Below are 15,919 nucleotides of genomic sequence, written 5' to 3' on the forward strand. Positions count from 1 at the left end.
GGCGTCGTCAGCGCTTCTTCAGGCGCACGGCGTCGGCGGCGTCGAGACGGTCGAGGCGTTCGAGCTTCTTGCGCACGCGCCGGCGGGCGAGCCCGTGCGAGGCGTCGAGCTGCTCCTGGAGCCGCTCACGCTCGGCCTGCACGATCGTGTCGCGTGCATCCGCCACCCGCTGCCTGCGGTCGGTCTCGAGCTGCTCAGGGCTGAGCGAGCGCGGGTCGAGGCCGGCGTCGTCCATGCCGACGGCGATCCAGGTGGCCGAGATGAGGATGACGCGGCACACCAGGTTGAGGAAGATCATGATGCCGATGATCACGGCGAACGACGCCAGCAGGGGGTTCGAGGTGGCCCCGCCGAGCAGCTGCGTGCCGAGGATCTTCAGCACACCGAGCGCCGCCCCGCCGATGACGGCCCCGGCGATGAGCCGGCGCAGCGGGATCTTCACCCCGGAGAGCACCCGGAACGCGATGGCGAGCACGAAGCTGTCGAATGCGAACACGATGAGCACGCCGACGAGCCACGCCACGAACAGGGCGAAGGGCGACTCGGTGTCGATGCCGACGAGCTCGAACGCGAACGACAGGCCCTGGTTGCTCACGAGGCTGACGACGGAGGAGAGCACGATGGCGATCCCGAAGCCGAGGGCGAGACCGAAGTCCTTGAGCTTCAGCAGCACGACGTTCGTCGTGGGCGGGTCGAGCTTGAACAGGCGACGGATGGAGTCGCGCGTCGACGCCAACCAGCCGATCGCGGTCATCACCAGACCGACGAGGGCGATCGCGCCCGTCCAGCCGAAGATGCGTGCTTGGCTGAGCGCCTCGGGGTCGATGGCGCCCTGGTCGCCGATGAGTCCGGGGATGGCGTTGGAGAGCTGGGCGACGACCGCATCCAGCACGGCGGGGTTCGACGCCAGCACGATGCCGAAGATGGAGAAGCCCACCCAGATGCCGGCGAACACCGCGAACACGGCCTGGAACGACATGCCCGAGGCCATGATCTCGCCGCCGCTGGAGCCGAAGCGCAGGAAGACGCGCACCGGGCGCAGCGCCATCACCTTGGCGATGAGCGCCTGGATGCCGGTCTTCGGCGGCTCCGCGGTGTTCTTCTCGTCGACGTCGATCGAGGGTCGACCCGTGCTCGACATCTCCGTCGTCGCCTCGTCGTCTTTCACCGCCGAGTTCCCGCCGCTGCCCTTCGCCTCGCTCATCCTCCCACCCTGCCACTGTCCAGCCCTCCCGCCACCGGGCCGGCGGCAGGTTCATCCCGCCGAGGCCGCACGCTCCCGTCGGCGCGAACGAACGACGAAGGTCTCAGGCCGATACGGCGAAACGACGGAGCCTCAGCCACCTGAAGGGCTGAGGCTCCGTCGTTTCGCGAGAAGACGCCGCCGGGCTAGGGCTTGCCGCGCATGATGGCCTGCTTCACCTCGGCGATCGCCTGGGTGACCTGGATGCCGCGGGGGCACGCGTCGGTGCAGTTGAAGGTCGTGCGGCAGCGCCACACGCCCTCCTTGTCGTTGAGGATGTCGAGGCGTGTCGACGCCGCCTCGTCGCGCGAGTCGAAGATGAAGCGGTGCGCGTTCACGATGGCGGCGGGGCCGAAGTACTGCCCGTCGGTCCAGAACACGGGGCACGACGAGGTGCACGCGGCGCACAGGATGCACTTCGTGGTGTCGTCGAAGCGGGCGCGGTCGGCCACCGACTGCACGCGCTCCTTGTCTTTGGGTGGAGCGGTGTTCGACTGCAGGAAGGGCTGCACCTCACGGAAGGACGCGAAGAACGGCTCCATGTCGACGACGAGGTCTTTCTCGAGCGGCAGGCCCTTGATGGCCTCCACGTAGATGGGCTTCGTGATGTCGAGGTCTTTGATGAGCGTCTTGCAGGCCAGGCGGTTGCGGCCGTTGATGCGCATCGCATCCGACCCGCAGATGCCGTGGGCGCAGGAGCGGCGGAAGGTGAGCGAGCCGTCCTGCTCCCACTTGATCTTGTGCAGGGCGTCGAGGATGCGGTCGGTCGCGTACAGCTGCACGTCGAAGTCCTGCCAGCGCGGCTCGTCGTCGACGTCGGGGTCGAAACGGCGGATGATGAGCGTGACGGTGAACGACTGGATGGGGGCCTCGGGTGCTGGTCCGCCCGCGGGGGCCTCGTCAAGAACCAGGGACATCAGTACTTCCTCTCCATCGGCTGGTAGCGCGTCACGACGACGGGCTTCCAGTCGAGCCGGATGTGGTCGGCGGCGTCGGCGGAGTGCGGGTCTCCCGACAGGTACGCCATGGTGTGCTTCATGAACTTGTCGTCGTCGCGCTTCGGGAAGTCGTCGCGCATGTGGCCACCGCGCGACTCCTCGCGATTGCGGGCCGAGAACACGACGACCTCGGCGAGGTCGAGCAGGAAGCCGAGCTCGATCGCCTCGAGGAGGTCGGTGTTGAACCGCTTGCCCTTGTCCTGCACCTGGATGTTCTTGTAGCGCTGGCGCAGGGTGTGGATGGTCTCGGTGACCGCCGCGAGCGACTCGTCGGTGCGGAACACTTGGGCGTTCTTGTCCATCTCGTCCTGCAGCTCTTTGCGGATGGCGGCGATGCGCTCGGTGCCGGTTCCCGCTCGCAGCGACGCCACGAGGTCGATGATGGCACCGGCCGGGTTCGGCGGCAGCGGCGTGAAGTCGACGGTCTGCACGTACTCGGCGGCGTTGTTGCCCGAGCGCTTGCCGAACACGTTGATGTCGAGCAGCGAGTTGGTGCCGAGGCGGTTGGAGCCGTGCACCGACACGCAGGCGCACTCGCCGGCGGCGTAGAGGCCGGGCACGACGGTGTCGTTGTCGGAGAGCACCTCGGCCTTGATGTTGGTGGGGATGCCGCCCATCGCGTAGTGGGCCGTCGGCATCACGGGCACCGGCTCGACCACCGGGTCGACGCCGAGGTAGGTGCGGGCGAACTCGGTGATGTCGGGGAGCTTGGTCTCGAGCACCTCCGCACCGAGGTGGGTGCAGTCGAGCAGCACGTAGTCTTTGTGCGGCCCGGCGCCGCGGCCCTCGGCCACCTCCTGCACCATGCACCGGGCGACGATGTCGCGGGGCGCCAGGTCTTTGATGGTGGGGGCGTAGCGCTCCATGAAGCGCTCGCCCGAGGCGTTGCGGAGGATCGCACCCTCACCGCGCGCACCCTCGGTGAGGAGGATGCCGAGGCCGGCGAGGCCGGTGGGGTGGAACTGGAAGAACTCCATGTCTTCCAGAGGCAGGCCCTTGCGCCAGATGATGCCCACGCCGTCACCGGTGAGGGTGTGGGCGTTCGAGGTGGTCTTGTAGATCTTGCCGAAGCCGCCGGTGGCGAAGATGATGGCCTTGGCCTGGAAGACGTGGATCTCGCCGGTCGCCAGCTCGTAGGCCACGACTCCGCTGGGCTTGGAGACCCCGTCGACCTCCGTCATGACGAGGTCGAGCGCGTAGTACTCGTTGAAGAAGTTGATGCCGAGCTTCACGCAGTTCTGGAACAGCGTCTGAAGGATCATGTGGCCGGTGCGGTCGGCCGCGTAGCAGGCCCGGCGCACGGGCGCCTTGCCGTGGTCGCGGGTGTGACCGCCGAAGCGGCGCTGGTCGATCTTGCCCTCGGGCGTGCGGTTGAACGGCAGACCCATGTTCTCGAGGTCGATGACCGCGTCGATGGCCTCCTTGGCGAGGATCTCGGCGGCATCCTGGTCGACGAGGTAGTCACCGCCCTTCACCGTGTCGAAGGTGTGCCACTCCCAGTTGTCCTCTTCGACGTTGGCGAGCGCAGCCGCCATGCCGCCCTGCGCCGCACCCGTGTGGGAGCGGGTGGGGTAGAGCTTCGAGATGACAGCCGTCTTCGCCTTCGGCCCGGCCTCGATGGCCGCGCGCATGCCGGCGCCGCCGGCGCCGACGATGACGATGTCGAACTGGTGGTAGTGCACGCCGTCGATCACGGCGCCGTCTTCGAACTGGAAGGACTGGCTCACGAATTCACTCACGTCTTAGGGGGACTACTGGTTGACCGGGCAGAACGACGGCAGCAGATCGGCCGGCGAGCCCGCGGGGCAGGGATCGAAGGTGAAGACCACCAGGGTTCCCAGCACGATCATCGCCACGACGGCCACGAGGATGCCGCCCAGCAGGATCTTGCGGGTGAGCGCCTTCGTCGCGTAGTCGTTGACGATGGTGCGCATGCCGTTGCCGCCGTGGATCATGGCGAGCCAGAGCATCAGCACGTCCCAGACCTGCCAGAACGGGTCGCTCCACTTGCCGCCGACGAAGGCGAAGTCGATGGCCTTGATGCCGTCGCCGACCATGAGGTTCACGAACAGGTGGCCGAAGATGAGGATGAGGAGCACGACGCCGGAGGCGCGCATGTAGATCCAGCCCCACTTCTCCCAGTTCACGCCGCTGCGGCGGCGGACGGTGTGCGGGGCGCGGGGGGATTCGATCGAGATCGCCATCAGTGACCAGCTCCCGGGATGTGGCTGAAGACGTTGATGAGGTGACGCGGCGCGAAGCCGAGCATGGTCACCGCCCAGACGCCGATGACGACCCAGAACATCACCCGCTGGTACTTCGCGCCCTTCGACCAGAGGTCGATGAGGATGATGCGGATGCCGTTGAAGGCATGGAACACGATGGCGGCGACCAGCGCCGTCTCGCCGAGCCCCATGATCGGGTTCTGGTAGGTCGAGATGACCGCGTTGTAGGCCTCGGGCGCCACTCGCACCATCGCGGTGTCGAGCACGTGCACGAGGAGGAAGAAGAAAATCGCGACGCCGGTGATGCGGTGCAGCACCCACGACCACATGCCTTCACGGCCGCGGTAGAGGGTGCCAGCGGGCCGCCTCGGCGTCATCGTCCCTGCCGAGTTCTCAGGCATGAACAACCCTCCTTGGCTTCAATGAGTTCGTGACCGCCCACACTGCGAATGGTGCGAACCCGATCTACGACCTCCGTCAGTCTACGCCCAGATCGCCCGATCGGCTTCTAAGGTCGTCCTAATTTGTATACAGGCCCGTCGTGGCGCGGATGCGCGCCATCACAAGGCGGGACGCCTTCTGCATTCCCCGTTGTATTCAGGCGTGTGAGCCGACCGGAGTGCGCTGACGCGCACTCCGGCGTGCCATAACGGCGGCGTAGTGGCCGAGCAGCTCGTCGCAGATCGTCTGCCACGACCTGCCCAGCACCGCGCGCCTGCCGGCCTCGCCCATGCGCATCCGGAGCGCCGTGTCGGCGGCGAGGTTCGCGACGTGGCGGCGGAAGTCGGAGACGTCGGCGGGGTCGAAGAGCAAGCCGTTCACCCCGTGGTCGACGAGGTCGATCGGCCCGCCCGCCGCGGGCGCCACGACGGGCAGGCCCGAGGCGTGAGCCTCCTGCAGGGTCTGGCCGAAGGTCTCCTCGGTGCCGGTATGCACGAAGACGTCGAAGCTCGCGTAGGCGTCGGCGAGCTGCTCGCCCGAGAGCCGGCCGAGGAAGGTGGCGGGCATGCCGCGGGTGAGGCGGCGCACGTGCTCGTCGGAGGGGCCGTCGCCGACCACGGCGAGATGGATGCCCGATACCCCGCGCAGCGCGGCCAGCCGTTCGAGCCCCTTCTCGGGCGCGACGCGCCCCACGTAGCCGACGACCACGTCGTCTCGCGCGGGCCCGGAAAGGAGGTCGTGCAGAGCCGAGGCGCCGGGGCGCAGGCGGTTGTGGGGGTGGTAGCGCTGCAGATCGACGCCGCGTCCCCACAGGCCCAGCCGCTCCACGCCCGCGTTCCGCAGGTCGGTGAGCGACACCTGCGAGGGGGCGAGGGTGAGGTCGGCGCCGTCGTGCACCCACTTCACCACGCGCCAGGCGAGCCTCGCCGTGGCTCCGAGCTTGTTGCGTCTGGCGTAGCCCGCGACATCCGTCTGGAAGATCGCGACGGAGGGCACGCCGAGCCGGTTCGCCGCGGCGATGCCCTGGGCCCCCAGCAGGAAGGGGGATGCGGCGTGCAGCAGATCGGGTTCGAAGCGGGCGATGATGCGCGCCACCTGGGCGTTCGGGATGCCGACCGGGAACTGCCGGTACGCGACAGCCGGCACCTGGTGCACCGGGAAGCCGCGGTAGTGGGAGGGCGAACCGGCCTGCGGGGCGATGACGATCGCCTGGTGGCCGTTGTCGGCGAGGTGGTCGAGCACCTTGCAGACGCTGTTGGTGACTCCGTTGACGGTGGGTAGGAAACTCTCGCTGATGATCGCTACGCGCATGACGTGCCTCCGCAGTCGCCGTGCGGCCTCATCCGGCCACGGTCCCACGGTAGGAAGGGCACGTGTCCGCCCGGTGTCGCTCAGGTGGCGCTCGGGTGAGCGTCGGATGGCGCTCGGTAGGCTGTGCCCCATGACCACTTCCCCCTCAGCTCTCCAGCGGTTCTACAGCGTCATCCCCGCCGGTGGCATCGGGTCGCGGCTGTGGCCGCTGTCCCGCGCCGACGCGCCGAAGTTCCTGCACGACCTGAGCGGATCGGGGCAGAGCCTGCTCCGAGACACCTGGGAACGCCTCGCCCCCATCTCGGGCGAGCAGCGCATCATGGTCGTCACCGGCCGCGCCCATCGCGCCGCGGTCGAGGAGCAGCTGCCCTCCCTCGCCGACCACAACGTGGTGCTCGAGAGCGAGCCCCGCGACTCCACCGCCGCGATCGCCCTGGCCGCCGCCATCCTCGAGCGGCGAGAGCCCGGCGTCATCATCGGTTCCTTCGCGGCCGACCACGTCATCACGAACCCCGAGCGCTTTCGGGCCGCCGTCGCGCAGGCCGTCGAGGTCGCCGACGCGGGCTACATCGCCACCATCGGCATCACCCCGACGGATGCGGCGGTCGGCTTCGGCTACATCCGCTGCGCCCAGCCGCTCCGGATCGAGGGCGCTCCGAGCGCCCTGCAGGTGACGAACTTCGTCGAGAAGCCCGACCTCGACACCGCCCGCAGCTACCTCGAGGCAGGCAACTACCTCTGGAACGCGGGGATGTTCATCACCCGCGCCGACAAGCTGCTCGAGCAGCTCGGGGCGAGCGAGCCCCAGCTGCTCGCCGGCGTGCTCGAGCTCGCCGAGGCGTGGGACACCCCGCGGCGCGGAGAGGTCGTCGACCAGGTCTGGCCGAACCTCAAGAAGATCGCGATCGACTACTCCGTCGCCGAGCCCGCCGCCGCGGCTGGCGCCCTCGCGGTCATCCCCGGCGACTTCGACTGGGACGACGTGGGCGACTTCGCCTCCATCGCGAAGCTGCACTCGGCCGGTCGCGGCACCGACCTCGCCATCCTCGGCAAGAACGCCAGGGTGCTCGCCGACTCCTCCTCTGGCATCGTGGTGTCGCAGTCGAAGCGCGTCATCAGCCTCATCGGCGTCAGCGACATCGTCGTGGTCGACACACCGGATGCGCTGCTCGTGACCACGAGCGAGCACGCTCAGCGGGTGAAGTCGGTCGTCGACGCCCTGCGCGCCGGCGGTTCGGGAGACGTTCTCTAGAGTCGCCCTAGACTCGTCGCATGATGCTCTCCCTGCGACGCACCCGATTGCTCGGCGGCCTCCTCGTCGGTTCCGTCGCCCTCGCCCTCGCGGGCTGTGCCGACGCCCCCACGAACACCGCGGAGCCCACCGGTGCGGCCAGTGACTACTGCGCGCGCATGGTGACGAACTCCGGTGGACTCGACGACCGCTCGTTCAACCAGTCCAGCTGGGAGGGCCTCGAGCGCGCTCAGGACGAGTTCGGGATAGACGCCCAGGTGCTCGTCTCCACCGGCGAGACCGACCTCGCGCCGAACGTCACGCAGGCCGTCGACAGCGGTTGCGGCTTCGTGCTGACCGTGGGCTACGAGCTCGCCGATGCGACGACCGAGGAGGCGGCGTCGCATCCCGACGTGCACTTCGCCATCGTCGACGAGTCGGTGACCGCGCCGAACGTGAAACCGATCCTGTTCGACACCGCACAGGCGTCGTATCTGGCCGGCTACCTCGCGGCGGGCACCTCGAAGACCGGCACGGTCGCCACCTTCGGCGGCGGCAACCAGCCGCCCGTCACCTTGTTCATGGACGGCTTCGTCGACGGCGTCGCCGCCTACAACGCCGCGCACGGCACCTCGGTGCGCGCACTGGGCTGGGACAAGGCGGCTCAGGACGGCGTCTTCACCGGCGACTTCGAAGACATCAACAAGGGCAAGACCGTGACCCAGGGGTTCATCGACCAGGGCGCCGACGTCATCCTGCCCGTCGCCGGACAGGTCGGGGAGGGGGCCGCCGCCGCGGCACTCGAGGCCGGCGACGTCTCGCTCATCTGGGTCGACAACGACGGTTATGACACGCTCCCCGCGCAGTACCGGCCGATCGTGCTCACGAGCGTGATGAAGAACACCGGTGACGCGGTGGTCGAGATCGTCGGCGACGACATCGACGGCAGCTTCAGCTCCGACCCGTTCGTCGGCACGCTGGAGAACGGGGGAGTGGCGCTCGCGCCCTTCCACGACCTCGCCTCCTCGGTCACCCCCGAGCTCTCGGCCGAGCTCGACGAGCTGAACGCCAGGATCGTGTCTGGCGAGATCGTCGTGGAGTCGCCGTCGGCCCCCTGATCTGCTGTTTCACCGTGAGGCCGTGGACATTTCGTGCAGATTACGTCGTGGTCGCGGCTTTGTATCGCTTGCGACCCGATGGCGGATGACCCCTGTCCTGGGGCGTCATATTTAGTAACGTTGCTCGCACACAGCCCCTGCGAACCTTGCAGGGCGGCATCTTGGAGGACAACTTGAGCATCACACTGCGCCGCGCGGGTCTCGCCGGCTTCGCCACCCTCGGGGTGGCCGCTCTCCTGGCCGGTTGCGCATCCGCTCCGTCGGACACCGCATCCACCAGCTCGGGCGAGGCATCCAGCGACTTCATCCCCTGCATGGTCTCCGACTCGGGCGGCTTCGACGACAAGTCGTTCAACCAGGCCGGCTACGAGGGCATCGTCGAGGCAGCCGACAAGCTCGGCGTCGAGCCCGTCACCGTGGAGAGCTCGGCCGACACCGACTTCGGCCCGAACATCGACCAGCTGGTCGCGGGCAACTGCAGCCTCATCATCTCGGTCGGCTTCCTCCTCGCCGACGCCACCAAGGCCGCCGCCGAAGCCAACCCCGACGTCGAGTTCTCGATCATCGACGACTCGTCGATCGAGGCCGACAACGTCAAGCCGATCGTCTTCGACACCGCCCAGGCCGCGTTCCTCGCCGGCTACACCGCGGCCAGCTACTCCAAGAGCGGCACCGTCGGCACCTTCGGTGGCATGCAGATCCCGTCGGTCACCATCTTCATGGACGGCTTCGTCGACGGCGTCAACTACTACAACCAGCAGAAGGGCGCCTCCGTCAAGGCCATCGGCTGGGACGTCGCGGGCCAGACCGGTGTCTTCACGGGTGGCTTCGCCGCCGGTGTCGAGGCCAAGACCGCCGCGCAGGGTCTCATCGACCAGGGTGCCGACGTCATCCTCCCCGTCGGTGGGCCGATCTTCCTCTCGGCCGGTGAGGCCATCCGCGACTCCGGCAAGGAGATCGCGCTCATCGGTGTCGACTCCGACAACTACGAGACCGCGACCGACCTGAAAGACCTCTTCCTCACCTCGGTGATGAAGGGCGTCAAGGCCGGTGTGGTCGACGTCGTCGACACGGCCGCCGCGGGCGACTTCGACGCCACCCCGTTCGTGGGCACCCTCGAGAACGACGGCGTGGGCATCGCACCGTTCCACGACTTCGAGAGCAAGGTCTCGCCCGATCTGCAGGGTGAGCTCGACGACATCAAGGCCGGCATCATCGACGGCACCATCGAGGTCGAGTCGCCCTCGACCCCGTAACACCCCGCGTTCCACGGAACGCTCACGGTCGGGGGGACCAGCGCAGCTGGTTCCTCCGACCTCTTTCACTTAATGGACTCCCTCGTGGAATAGGTAGATTGAGGCTATGAAGCTCGAACTCAGGGGCATCACGAAGCGATTCGGTGCCCTCACCGCCAACGATCACATCGACCTCACCGTCGAGCCCGGTGAGATCCACTGCCTGCTCGGCGAGAACGGTGCCGGCAAGTCCACCCTCATGAACGTGCTCTACGGCCTCTACCAGGCCGACGAGGGCGAGATCGTGCTCGACGACGTGGTCCAGCACTTCGCCGGCCCCGGAGACGCCATGGCCGCCGGCATCGGCATGGTGCACCAGCACTTCATGCTCATCCCGGTGTTCACCGTCGCCGAGAACGTCATGCTCGGCCACGAGCAGACCGGTTTCGCCGGCCGGCTCGACCTCGCGGCCGCCCGCAAGCGGGTGCGCGAGATCAGCGACAGGTTCGGCTTCGACGTCGACCCGGATGCGCTGGTCGACGATCTTCCCGTCGGCGTGCAGCAGCGGGTCGAGATCATCAAGGCCCTCTCCCGCGACGCCCGCGTACTCGTGTTCGACGAGCCCACCGCGGTGCTCACCCCGCAGGAGACCGACGAGCTGATGCAGATCATGCGTCAGCTGAAGGAGTCGGGCACCTCGATCGTGTTCATCACCCACAAGCTGCGCGAGGTGCGCGAGGTCGCCGATCGCATCACCGTCATCCGGCTCGGCAAGGTCGTCGGTGAGGCGTCGCCCACGGCGACGAACGCCGAACTCGCCTCGCTCATGGTGGGCCGTGCGGTCGAGCTCACCGTGCACAAGGAGCCCGCGCATCCGGGCACCCCCGCCCTCGTCGTGTCGAACCTCTCGGTGGTCGACCCGCGCGGGCAGCTCGTCGTGAACGACGTGTCGTTCGACGTCAAGGCCGGCGAGATCGTCGCCATCGCGGGAGTGCAGGGCAACGGCCAGACCGAGCTCACCGAGGCGCTGATGGGCCTCCAGCCGCGGGTGACCGGCGAGATCACGCTCGACGGCAAGTCGCTGCGAGGCCTCTCCGTGAGCAAGGTGCTCGACGCCGGCGTCGGCTTCGTTCCCGAAGACCGCAAGGAGGACGGTCTGGTGGGCGAGTTCACGATCGCCGAGAACCTCATGCTCGACCGCTCCGACGGCGAGCCGTTCGTGAAGGCCGGCGGCCTGCAGCTGTCGTTCCTGCGCGGCTTCGCCGAGGAGAAGTCGAAGGAGTTCGACGTGCGCTCGCAGGGCATCGAGACGCCGGTGGGCCGCCTCTCCGGCGGAAACCAGCAGAAGGTCGTGCTCGCGCGCGAGCTCTCCCGAGAGTTGCGCCTGTTCATGGCGGCCCAACCCACCCGCGGCATCGACGTGGGCTCCATCGAGTTCGTGCACAAGCGCATCGTCGCCACCCGCGACGAGGGCGTTCCGGTCATCGTGGTGTCGACCGAGCTCGACGAGGTCGTCGCGCTCGCCGACCGCATCGCGGTGATGTACCGGGGCACCATCGTCGGCATCGTGCCGGGCGACACCCCGCGCGACGTGCTCGGCCTCATGATGGCGGGCGAGGTGCCCGCCGGTATCGACCTGGAAGGAACGGCCGCGTGAGCGACACCACCACCACGCCCGCCTCGAACCCGGGCGCGGTGCAGCCGGCGGTCGAACCGCCGTCGCGCTGGCGCCAGACCTTCACCGAGATCATCGGCGGCTCGGTGATGATCTCGATCCTCGCCGTGGTGCTCGCCATGGTGGCGGGCGGCATCCTCATCGCCCTCACCGACGAGAACGTGCAGAAGGCCTCCGCGTACTTCTTCGCCCGACCCGGCGACACCTTCGCCGAGATCTGGAAGGCCGTCTCGGGCGCCTACGTCGCCCTGTTCCAGGGTGCGGTGATCAACCCGAACCGGCCCGACTTCGTGCAGCAGATCAAGCCGATCACCGAGACGCTCACCTTCGCCACACCGCTCATCGCCGCAGGTCTCGGTGTGGGGCTGGCGTTCCGTGTCGGCATGTTCAACATCGGTGGTCGCGGCCAGATGCTCATCGCTGCGGCCTGTGCGGGCTGGGTGGGGTTCACCCTGCACCTGCCGTGGGGGCTGCACATGGTGCTCGCCGTCATCGCCGGCCTCGTCGGCGGTGGCATCTGGGGCGGCATCGCCGGTTTCCTCAAGGCACGCACCGGCGCGCACGAGGTGATCGTCACGATCATGCTGAACTACATCGCGTTCTACCTGGTGTCGTTCCTCCTGCGCACCCCGGTGCTGCAGGCGCCGGGCTCCAACAACCCGAAGTCGCCGCCCATCGACGCGACCGCGGTGTTCCCCGACCTGCTCGGCCCGCAGTTCAACCTGCACTTCGGGTTCGTGCTGGTCATCCTCGCGACGGTGTTCGTGTGGTGGCTGCTCAACCGCTCCTCGCTCGGCTTCAAGTTCCGTGCCGTCGGCATCAACCCGAACGCCGCGCGTGTCGCCGGCATCAACGTGAAGAACATGTACGTGTACGCGATGGTCATCTCGGGTGCGCTGGTGGGTCTCGCCGGCGTCTCGCAGGTGCTCGGCACGGTGACGACGGGCTTCAGCTCGGGCATCGACGCCGGCATCGGCTTCGACGCCATCACGGTGGCGCTGCTCGGCCGGTCGAAGCCGTGGGGCATCTTCATCGCCGGCATCCTGTTCGGTGCGTTCAAGGCAGGTGGTTTCGCCATGCAGGCCTCGCAGGGCATCCCGATCGACATCGTCCTCGTCGTGCAGTCGCTCATCGTGCTGTTCATCGCGGCCCCGCCGCTCATCCGAACCGTGTTCCGCCTGCCGGATCCCGCGAAGCCCAAGAAGCCCAAGGCACCCAAGATGCCTGTCGCGGCTGCGAACCGTGAGGCGGTGGCGAAATGAGCGGATCGGGCATCGGCAACGTGGCGTCGAACAACCTCGCACCCACGGGTGGGGTCCCTCCCACCGAGCACAACCATCCCGATTCGACGGGAGAGTCGCTCGCGACCGTCGTGGTGAAGAGCTGGAAGGCCCCCATCGCCTTCGGCATCTTCGCGATCGGCGCCATCATCCTGTTCATCGCCTTCGGTCGCGACGGGTCGTCGACGTTCCGGCTGTCGACCGACTCCGACCTCATCCAGCTCCCCGAGGTCGTGCTCCCCACCCGCGCCACCGGCATCGTCATCTCGATCGTGCTCGTGCTGCTCGCGGCGCTCTCGGCCTGGCTCGTGTGGAGCGGGCGCAAGGTGCGGCTGTGGCTCATCGCGGTGTTCGCGGTGCTCTTCCTCGTCGCGTTCCTCACCTGGGCGTCGGCGGGGCAGACCATTCCGGTGCCCGGTCTCCTCATCGGAACCGTGTCGCTCTCGGTGCCGCTCATCTTCGGTGCCATGGGCGGCGTCATCTCCGAGCGGGTGGGCGTCGTGAACGTCGCCATCGAGGGGCAGCTGCTCGCCGGGGCCTTCGCCTCGGCCGTCATCGCCTCGGTGACGGGAAACCCTTTCGTGGGGCTCATCGGTGCGGTGGTCGCCGGAACCCTGGTGTCGTTCGTGCTCGCCGCGTTCTCGATCAAGTACCTGGTCGACCAGGTGATCGTCGGTGTCGTGCTCAACGTGCTGGTGACCGGCCTCACCTCCTTCCTCTACTCGAAGGTGCTCACGGCCGACCCCGAGGTTCTCAACTCGCCCACCCGGTTCGACCGCATCCCCATCCCGCTGCTGTCGGAGATCCCGATCATCGGGCCCACCCTGTTCCGGCAGACGATCGTCGTGTACCTCATGTACATCGCCGTGGCCGTGGTGTTCTACGGACTGTTCAAGACCAAGTGGGGCCTTCGGGTGCGAGCCGTGGGCGAGCATCCGCAGGCCGCCGACACCGTGGGCATCAAGGTGAACGCCACCCGGTTCTGGAACGTGGCGCTCGCGGGTGCCATCGCCGGCCTCGGCGGTGCGTACTTCACGCTCGGCTCGGTGGGTGCCTTCAACAAGGAGATGACGGCGGGCGCCGGGTACATCGCCCTGGCCGCGGTGATCTTCGGGCGGTGGGATCCCATCCGGGCCACCCTCGCCGCGCTGCTGTTCGGCTTCGCGTCGAACTTGCAGAACGTGCTCGGCATCATCGGTTCGCCGGTGCCGTCGGAGTTCATGCTCATGCTGCCCTACGTCGTGACGATCTTCGCCGTGGCGGGGCTCGTGGGCCGGGTGCGTGGGCCGGCGGCTGCGGGTCGACCGTATGTCGCGTCTTAGGAGGCTGTGGTGAGTTCTTCTGTCGACGTGGTGTCCGCATCCGGAGCCGTGGACTGGGATGCGTTGCGCGCCGTCGCGCTCGACGCGATGACCAAGGCGTACGTGCCGTACTCGAACTTCCCCGTGGGGGTGGCAGCGATCGTCGACGACGGGCGGGTCATCTCGGGGTGCAACGTCGAGAACGCGTCGTACGGGCTGACGCTGTGTGCCGAGTGCACGCTCGTGTCGACGCTCATGATGACGGGCGGCGGCAAGCTCGTCGCCTTCACCTGCGTCGACGGCAACGGCGGCGCGCTCATGCCGTGCGGCCGCTGCCGGCAACTGCTGTTCGAGCACTCCGCCGAAGGGATGCTGCTCGAGACGGTGTCGGGCATCAAGACGATCGACGAGGTCATTCCCGACGCCTTCGGGCCGCGCACGCTCGTGGAGTACCGGGAGGGTGGCGCCTCCTAGGCCGCCGCCGCGCATCCGTGTGACGCGCATCCGTCTGAGAGAAGTAAGGAACCACCGCATCATGGCCACCGAGAAGTTCGATGTCGTCGACCTCATCCGCACCAAGCGCGACCACGGGGTGCTCGGCACCGCCGAGATCGACTGGCTGATCGACGCCTACACGCGGGGGTACGTCGCCGACGAGCAGATGGCGGCGCTCGCGATGGCGATCCTGCTGAACGGGATGTCGCGCGACGAGATCCGCGACCTCACGCTCGCGATGATCGCGTCGGGGGAGCGGATGGACTTCTCGGGGCTCGGCAAGCCCACCGTCGACAAGCACTCCACCGGGGGAGTGGGCGACAAGATCACGCTGCCCCTCATGCCGCTCGTCGCCGCGTTCGGCGTGGCCGTGCCGCAGCTCTCGGGGCGCGGACTCGGGCACACCGGCGGCACCCTCGACAAGCTCGAATCGATTCCCGGGTGGCGTGCGTCGCTGACGAACGAGGAGATCTTCGCCCAGCTCGCCTCGGTGAACGGCGTGATCTGCGCGGCGGGTTCCGGGCTCGCACCTGCCGACAAGAAGCTCTACGCGCTGCGCGACATCACGGGCACCGTGGAGGCCATCCCGCTCATCGCCTCCTCGATCATGTCGAAGAAGATCGCCGAGGGCACCGAATCGCTGGTGCTCGACGTGAAGTTCGGCTCGGGCGCCTTCATGCAGGACATCGACCTGTCGCGCGAGCTCGCGCGCACCATGGTCGATCTCGGCAACGATGCGGGGGTGCGCACCACGGCCCTGCTGACGAACATGAACGTTCCGCTCGGGCTCGCGATCGGCAACGCCAACGAGGTGCGCGAATCGGTGGAGGTGCTGCAGGGCGGAGGCCCGGCCGACGTGGTCGAGCTGACCGTCGCGCTCGCGGCCGAGATGCTGCGCCTCGCCGGGCAGCCCGACGCCGACGTGGCCGAGGCGCTGCGCGACGGGCGGGCCATGGATTCGTGGAACCGCGTCATCCGAGCCCAGGGCGGCGACCCCACGGCTGCGCTGCCGGTGGCGCGCGAGACCGAGACGGTGCTCGCGCCGCGCTCCGGTGTGCTGCTGCGTCAAGACGCCCTCGCCTTCGGCATCGCCGCCTGGCGCCTCGGCGCCGGGCGCGCCCGCGCCCAAGACCCCGTGCAGCACGCCGCCGGCATCGACCTGCACGCGAAGCCCGGAGACCACGTGGTGGAGGGCCAGCCCCTGTTCACCCTCTCCGCCGACGACGGCTCCCGCTTCGCCCGCGCCTTCGAATCCCTCGAGGGCGCCTACGACATCGGCGCCCCCTCGGAGTACCCCGGCGCAGCCCCCCTCGTCGCCGAGCGCATCTCGTAGCCCGCCCGCGCATCCGTCGCCCTAACTTTCTTG

Annotated in this window: 14 protein-coding genes; 8 read left to right on the plus strand and 6 right to left on the minus strand. The window is 68.3% G+C overall.

The genetic code is table 11. The features are described from left to right. Positions 1 to 7: 7 nt before the first annotated feature. The 6 genes from ABFY20_RS05070 to ABFY20_RS05095 form a co-directional block, all read right to left on the minus strand. Positions 8 to 1,204 (minus strand): YihY/virulence factor BrkB family protein, encoded by a 1,197-nt coding sequence (locus tag ABFY20_RS05070; RefSeq protein WP_368498853.1) that lies wholly within the window; start codon positions 1,202 to 1,204, stop codon positions 8 to 10. 185 nt (positions 1,205 to 1,389) lie between these two features. After that, complete coding sequence (locus ABFY20_RS05075) at positions 1,390 to 2,160, minus strand: succinate dehydrogenase iron-sulfur subunit (protein WP_171705754.1); 771 nt, start codon at positions 2,158 to 2,160, stop codon at positions 1,390 to 1,392. Beyond that, entirely contained in the window at positions 2,160 to 3,980 is a 1,821-nt protein-coding gene (gene sdhA / locus ABFY20_RS05080; protein WP_368498854.1) for a succinate dehydrogenase flavoprotein subunit, read from the minus strand. Before sdhA ends, ABFY20_RS05075 begins: the two co-directional genes overlap by 1 nt. Positions 3,981 to 3,992: 12 nt before the next feature. After that, entirely contained in the window at positions 3,993 to 4,445 is a 453-nt protein-coding gene (locus ABFY20_RS05085; protein ID WP_368498855.1) for a succinate dehydrogenase hydrophobic membrane anchor subunit, read from the minus strand. Then, the gene (sdhC, locus tag ABFY20_RS05090; protein WP_171705752.1) at positions 4,445 to 4,867 is read right to left on the minus strand and encodes a succinate dehydrogenase, cytochrome b556 subunit; all 423 of its coding nucleotides are present in this window, start codon (positions 4,865 to 4,867) and stop codon (positions 4,445 to 4,447) included. Before sdhC ends, ABFY20_RS05085 begins: the two co-directional genes overlap by 1 nt. 196 nt (positions 4,868 to 5,063) lie before the next feature. Next, positions 5,064 to 6,218, minus strand: coding sequence for a glycosyltransferase family 4 protein (locus tag ABFY20_RS05095; RefSeq protein ID WP_368498856.1), 1,155 nt, complete (start codon positions 6,216 to 6,218; stop codon positions 5,064 to 5,066). Between the two features lie 130 nt (positions 6,219 to 6,348). Here ABFY20_RS05095 and ABFY20_RS05100 point away from each other — a divergent pair, with 130 nt between their 5' ends. The 8 genes from ABFY20_RS05100 (at position 6,349) to ABFY20_RS05135 (ending at position 15,886) form a co-directional block, all read left to right on the plus strand. Next, on the plus strand, positions 6,349 to 7,470 hold the full coding sequence (locus ABFY20_RS05100; protein ID WP_368498857.1) for a mannose-1-phosphate guanylyltransferase: 1,122 nt from the start codon (positions 6,349 to 6,351) through the stop codon (positions 7,468 to 7,470). A gap of 23 nt (positions 7,471 to 7,493) precedes the next feature. Further along, the gene (locus tag ABFY20_RS05105) at positions 7,494 to 8,567 is read left to right on the plus strand and encodes a BMP family protein (RefSeq protein WP_368499738.1); all 1,074 of its coding nucleotides are present in this window, start codon (positions 7,494 to 7,496) and stop codon (positions 8,565 to 8,567) included. Positions 8,568 to 8,740: 173 nt separating this feature from the next. After that, the gene (locus ABFY20_RS05110) at positions 8,741 to 9,823 is read left to right on the plus strand and encodes a BMP family protein (protein ID WP_368498858.1); all 1,083 of its coding nucleotides are present in this window, start codon (positions 8,741 to 8,743) and stop codon (positions 9,821 to 9,823) included. A gap of 106 nt (positions 9,824 to 9,929) precedes the next feature. Continuing rightward, positions 9,930 to 11,459, plus strand: a complete 1,530-nt coding sequence (locus tag ABFY20_RS05115) for an ABC transporter ATP-binding protein (RefSeq protein WP_368498859.1) — start codon at positions 9,930 to 9,932, stop codon at positions 11,457 to 11,459. Between the two features lie 38 nt (positions 11,460 to 11,497). Then, positions 11,498 to 12,739 carry an ABC transporter permease gene (locus ABFY20_RS05120; protein ID WP_368499739.1) on the plus strand — a complete coding sequence of 414 codons (1,242 nt, stop codon included), beginning with the start codon at positions 11,498 to 11,500 and terminating at the stop codon, positions 12,737 to 12,739. Continuing rightward, positions 12,736 to 14,079: an ABC transporter permease gene (locus ABFY20_RS05125; RefSeq protein ID WP_368498860.1), complete on the plus strand. Its 1,344-nt coding sequence runs from the start codon at positions 12,736 to 12,738 to the stop codon at positions 14,077 to 14,079. Before ABFY20_RS05120 ends, ABFY20_RS05125 begins: the two co-directional genes overlap by 4 nt. A gap of 9 nt (positions 14,080 to 14,088) precedes the next feature. Next, entirely contained in the window at positions 14,089 to 14,532 is a 444-nt protein-coding gene (locus tag ABFY20_RS05130; RefSeq protein WP_368498861.1) for a cytidine deaminase, read from the plus strand. A 61-nt stretch (positions 14,533 to 14,593) separates the two neighbouring features. Beyond that, positions 14,594 to 15,886, plus strand: a complete 1,293-nt coding sequence (locus ABFY20_RS05135; protein WP_368498862.1) for a thymidine phosphorylase — start codon at positions 14,594 to 14,596, stop codon at positions 15,884 to 15,886. Positions 15,887 to 15,919: the final 33 nt, after the last annotated feature.

Source organism: Herbiconiux sp. A18JL235 (genome assembly GCF_040939305.1).
Lineage (GTDB): Bacteria > Actinomycetota > Actinomycetes > Actinomycetales > Microbacteriaceae > Herbiconiux.